General features: G+C 44.9%; 6 protein-coding genes. All 6 read left to right on the top strand.

Annotated elements, in window-relative coordinates; genetic code table 11:
- Positions 1-194: 194 nt before the first annotated feature.
- The 6 genes from H740_RS09525 (at position 195) to accA (ending at position 4,476) form a co-directional block, all read left to right on the top strand.
- Complete coding sequence (locus H740_RS09525; protein ID WP_002953556.1) at positions 195-797, top strand: DNA-3-methyladenine glycosylase I; 603 nt, start codon at positions 195-197, stop codon at positions 795-797.
- Positions 794-1,153: an MmcQ/YjbR family DNA-binding protein gene (locus H740_RS09520; protein WP_034957913.1), complete on the top strand. Its 360-nt coding sequence runs from the start codon at positions 794-796 to the stop codon at positions 1,151-1,153. Before H740_RS09525 ends, H740_RS09520 begins: the two co-directional genes overlap by 4 nt.
- Before the next feature lie 96 nt (positions 1,154-1,249).
- The gene (gene fabG / locus H740_RS09515) at positions 1,250-1,993 is read left to right on the top strand and encodes a 3-oxoacyl-ACP reductase FabG (protein WP_002953554.1); all 744 of its coding nucleotides are present in this window, start codon (positions 1,250-1,252) and stop codon (positions 1,991-1,993) included.
- A gap of 80 nt (positions 1,994-2,073) precedes the next feature.
- A complete protein-coding gene (gene acpP / locus H740_RS09510; RefSeq protein WP_002953553.1) occupies positions 2,074-2,307 on the top strand; it encodes an acyl carrier protein in 234 nt (77 codons plus the stop codon).
- 19 nt (positions 2,308-2,326) lie between these two features.
- On the top strand, positions 2,327-3,535 hold the full coding sequence (locus tag H740_RS09505) for a beta-ketoacyl-ACP synthase II (RefSeq protein WP_002953551.1): 1,209 nt from the start codon (positions 2,327-2,329) through the stop codon (positions 3,533-3,535).
- Complete coding sequence (gene accA, locus H740_RS09500) at positions 3,535-4,476, top strand: acetyl-CoA carboxylase carboxyl transferase subunit alpha (protein WP_002953548.1); 942 nt, start codon at positions 3,535-3,537, stop codon at positions 4,474-4,476. The genes H740_RS09505 and accA overlap by 1 nt, the downstream gene beginning before the upstream one ends.
- Positions 4,477-4,691: the final 215 nt, after the last annotated feature.

The raw sequence follows: 4,691 nt of genomic DNA, 5'->3' as shown, positions 1-4,691 counted from the left end.
AATCTTATTTCGTATCGCAGGTCAAATTTAAGATTAAAGTCTAGAATTCGGCTTGCGATACTTTTAAATTTAAAGTATAAAGTTTACCAAATTTCAAAATCAAATTTTGCCGGATAAAATTTGATTCCCCGTCATCTTTCTTAACCCAAATTTCGCTACAATCTCTTAAATTTTATCCAAGCGAGGAGTGTAATTTGCAAAATACTCAAAAAACCAAAATCCGCTGCGACTGGGCAGAGAAAAGCGATCTGGAGCGCGTATATCACGACGAGGAGTGGGGCAGGCTAGTAAAGGAGGATGCGAAATTTTTTGAGCTCATCGTGCTAGAGGGCTTTCAGGCGGGCATCTCGTGGCATGCGGTGCTGCTTAAGCGCGAGGCGATGCGAGCGGCGTTTGACGGATTTGACGCGCATAAAATTTCACTCTACGGCAAGGAGCAGACGGCGAAATTTATGCAAAATCCAGCACTCATCAAAAACCGCCTAAAGCTAAACTCGCTTGCCGCAAATGCCCGAGCATTTCTCGCCGTCGCAAGCGAGTTTGGTAGCTTTTACGACTATCTTTGGGGCTATCTTTTGCCTAAATTTGATCCCAAATTTGACGGCAAGCCCATCATAAATCACTATAAAAACCTAAAACAAGTCCCCCCTACCACGCCGCTTGCGGATTTCGTCGCAAAAGAAATGAAAAAGCGCGGATTTAAATTTCTGGGGCCCACGAGCGTCTATGCGTTTTTGCAAAGCGCGGGCGTCGTGGACGACCATCTGGACGCTTGCTTTTGCAAAGGATGCAGATGATGTTCGCACGGAAGCGAGTTTTTAGCTATATAAAGGAGAAATTCGGCGCGCAGGGCGAGCGGCTATTTGACAAGCATCCTGAATTTGCCGTGTTTCGCCACGCGAAAAACCAAAAATGGTTCACCGTTTTTATGCGCGTGGACGGCGACAAACTGGGGTTTAAAAGCGGGGAGGAGCTAGAGATACTAAATCTAAAATGCAAGCCCGATCTGGCAGCGATTTTGCGCGACGGCGATCAAATTTTGCCCGCCTATCATATGAACAAAAAGCACTGGATCAGCGTAAATTTAAGCTCTAAAATCTCACCCGAGCAGGTAGAGGATCTGATCGATCTTAGCTTTGAGTTAACGAAATAGCCGCGTAAATTTGCGGTATGGGTTTTGCGCCGCAAAATAGGTTTTTTAGCTTTCGTCTGATAAAATGCGAGTAAAATTTGAAATCAAGGAGAAAAAATGAAATTTAGCGGAAAAAATGTGCTGATCACCGGCGCAAGCCGCGGTATCGGCGCGCAGATAGCCAAAACTCTAGCGCAAATGGGACTAAAAGTCTGGATAAACTACCGTTCAAAGCCCGAAATCGCCGATGCCCTGCAAGCTGAGATCGTAGCAAACGGCGGACAGGCTGCGGTAGTTAAATTTGACGCGACGGACGAGAATGAGTTTATAAAAGCGATAAATTTGATCGCGGACGCCGACGGCGAACTAAGCTACCTCGTAAATAACGCTGGTATCACGAACGACAAGCTCGCACTTCGCATGAAGACGGAGGATTTTACCGGCGTGATAAACGCAAATTTAACCTCGGCCTTTATCGGATGCCGCGAGGCGCTAAAAGTAATTAGCAAAAAACGCTTCGGGGCCGTCGTGAACGTAGCCTCGATCGTGGGCGAGATGGGCAATGCGGGGCAAGCAAACTACGCTGCTAGCAAGGGCGGAATGATCGCGATGAACAAAAGCTTCGCCAAAGAGGGTGCGGCTAGAAACGTGCGCTTTAACTGCGTAACACCGGGCTTCATCGAGACGGATATGACGAGCGAACTGGGCGACGAGATCAAAAAAACTTACAGCGATAACATCCCGTTAAAGCGATTTGGAAGCGCTAGCGAAGTGGCCGAGGCCGTGGCGTTTTTGCTAAGCGATCACGCTAGTTACGTCACGGGCGAGACGCTAAAGATCAACGGCGGACTATATATGTAAGCGCGCAAATTTTGCGTTTTTGCGAAAGTTTAAGCTAAAATATATTAAAATCACGAAATTTTTATTTTTAGGAGAAGAAAATGGCAATATTTGATGACGTAAGAGACGTAGTGGTTGAGCAACTAAGCGTGGCTCCAGATGCGGTAAAACTTGAGTCTAAGATTATCGAGGATTTGGGTGCGGACTCACTTGACGTAGTTGAGCTAGTTATGGCTCTTGAGGAGAAATTTGAGGTAGAGATACCTGATAGCGACGCTGAGAAGCTGATCACTATAAACGACGTCGTAAGCTACATCGAGAAACTAAACAAATAAGTTTTTGCAAGGAGAGATCTTGAAAAGAGTCGTAGTAACCGGGATTGGGATGATCAACGCTTTAGGGCTCGACAAAGATAGTTCATTTAAGGCTATCTGCGAAGGTAAAACCGGCGTAAAAAAGATAACCTCTTTTGACGTGAGCGATTTTCCAGTTCAGATTGCTGCCGAGATAACGGACTTTGATCCGCTTAGCGTGATGGACGCTAAGGAGGTCAAAAAAGTCGATAGATTTATCCAGCTTGGATTAAAAGCTGCTAAAGAGGCTATGGCTGATGCAAATTTCGGCGAATTCGACGCTGAAAATTTCGGCGTTAGCTCTGCTGCCGGCATAGGCGGTTTGCCTAATATCGAAAAAAACTCCAATATCTTGCTTGAAAAAGGCTCAAGACGAATTTCCCCATTTTTTATACCTTCTGCGCTAGTGAATATGTTAGGCGGCATAGTTTCGATAGAACATGGCCTAAAAGGGCCCAATATCTCTAGTGTAACGGCATGCGCGGCATCTACTCACGCTATCATCGAAGCGGCGAAAACCATTATGGTCGGCGAAGCGCAAAAAATGCTAGTCGTAGGGTCCGAGTCTACGGTTTGCGGCGTAGGCATCGGCGGATTTGCGGCTATGAAGGCGCTTTCTACTAGAAACGACGAACCGCAGACGGCATCAAGGCCTTTTGATAAAGACAGAGATGGCTTTGTGATGGGTGAAGGAAGCGGCGCACTCGTACTCGAAGAGTATGAAAGCGCTAAGGCTAGAGGAGCTAGAATTTATGCCGAGATAGTAGGATTCGGTGAGAGCGGCGATGCGTATCATATCACTTCGCCTTCGCTTGAAGGGCCGCTTTCTGCGATGAAAAAGGCTCTCAAGATGGCTGGAAATTTGCAGATCGACTACATAAACGCGCACGGCACTTCGACGCCGACAAACGACAAAAACGAAACTGCAGCCCTAAAAGCTCTTTTTGGCGGCAATGTACCTCCGGTTAGCTCTACTAAGGGGCAAACGGGACACTGCCTTGGCGCGGCTGGCGCGATAGAGGCTGTCGTATCCATAATGGCTATGCAAGAAGGCCTTATACCGCCTACAATCAACTACGCAACCAAAGACGAGGAGTGTGATCTAGACTATGTGCCAAACGTGGCTAGAAAAGCTGAGCTAAACGCCGTTATGAGTAACTCTTTTGGATTCGGCGGCACGAACGGCTCTATTATATTTAAGAAGATATAATGGCAAGTTATCTAGACTTTGAACAAGGTATCAAGCAAATAGATGATGATATTGCAAATGCGAGGATTCGCGGCGATGAACATGCGGTAGAAATTCTAAATAAAAATTTAGAAAAAGAAACCGCTAAAATTTACAAAAATCTCAACGAGTTTCAGCGCCTTGCTTTAGCTCGTCATCCGGATCGTCCTTATGCTATCGACTACATCAAAGGCATGATGAGGGATTACTATGAGCTTCACGGCGACAGAGCGTATCGCGACGATGGAGCGATAGTTTGTTTTATCGGCTATATAGGCTCTAAAAAAGTCGTCGTGATAGGCGAGCAAAAAGGTCGAGGAACTAAAAATAAACTAAAAAGAAATTTTGGTATGCCTCATCCAGAGGGTTACCGCAAGGCCTTGCGAATAGCTAAGATGGCTGAGAAATTTGGACTTCCGATACTATTTTTGATTGATACTCCAGGCGCGTATCCAGGCGTTGCGGCCGAGGAACGCGGTCAAAGCGAGGCAATAGCTAGAAATTTATTTGAATTTGCAAATTTAAAAACCCCAATGATAGCCGTCGTTATAGGCGAAGGCGGAAGCGGCGGAGCTCTAGCTATAGGCGTAGCCGACAAGCTAGCTATGATGCGAAATTCAGTTTTTTCTGTTATCTCGCCGGAGGGTTGCGCAGCTATACTTTGGAACGACCCGTCAAAACAAGAGCAGGCTACAAAGGCGCTAAAAATAACCGCCGACGATCTAAAAAGCTTAAATTTGATAGACGACGTTATAGAAGAGCCGATAAACGGCGCCCATAGAGATAAAGAGACTACCGTTAAAGCGCTCGCAAGCTATTTTATAACCGAGCTAGATAAACTTGAAAAGCTAAAAGTAGATGAGCTTTTAAATGCTAGAATAGCTAAAATCTTATCTGCCGGCGCATTTGAAGAGGGCAAATAACGCTAAAAAAGTATTACTCTTACAAAAAGTTTTTTGAACTTTTTGTAGGTTGCTTATTTATTTTTGAATTATTCAAATTTATACGAGTCTTACACAAAATATCCGTGCAATCAAAATAATCTTACTAACTTTAGTTTAGTGGCTTCTTGCTGCCAAAATACCTGTTTTATGGTTTTATGTTATGTGGAAAAATTATAAAATAGTATTTATAAAAT

The sequence above is a fragment of the Campylobacter showae CC57C genome (assembly GCF_000344295.2).
Lineage (GTDB): Bacteria > Campylobacterota > Campylobacteria > Campylobacterales > Campylobacteraceae > Campylobacter_A > Campylobacter_A showae_B.
This window is presented reverse-complemented; position numbering and strand designations above follow the sequence as displayed.

Excerpts from the sequence above, each read along its gene's own strand:
- H740_RS09520 (WP_034957913.1), top strand. The coding sequence starts at position 794 with ATGATGTTCGCACGGAAGCGAGTTTTTAGCTATATAAAGGAGAAATTC.
- fabG (WP_002953554.1), top strand. The coding sequence starts at position 1,250 with ATGAAATTTAGCGGAAAAAATGTGCTGATCACCGGCGCAAGCCGCGGT.
- acpP (WP_002953553.1), top strand. The coding sequence starts at position 2,074 with ATGGCAATATTTGATGACGTAAGAGACGTAGTGGTTGAGCAACTAAGC.
- accA (WP_002953548.1), top strand. The coding sequence starts at position 3,535 with ATGGCAAGTTATCTAGACTTTGAACAAGGTATCAAGCAAATAGATGAT.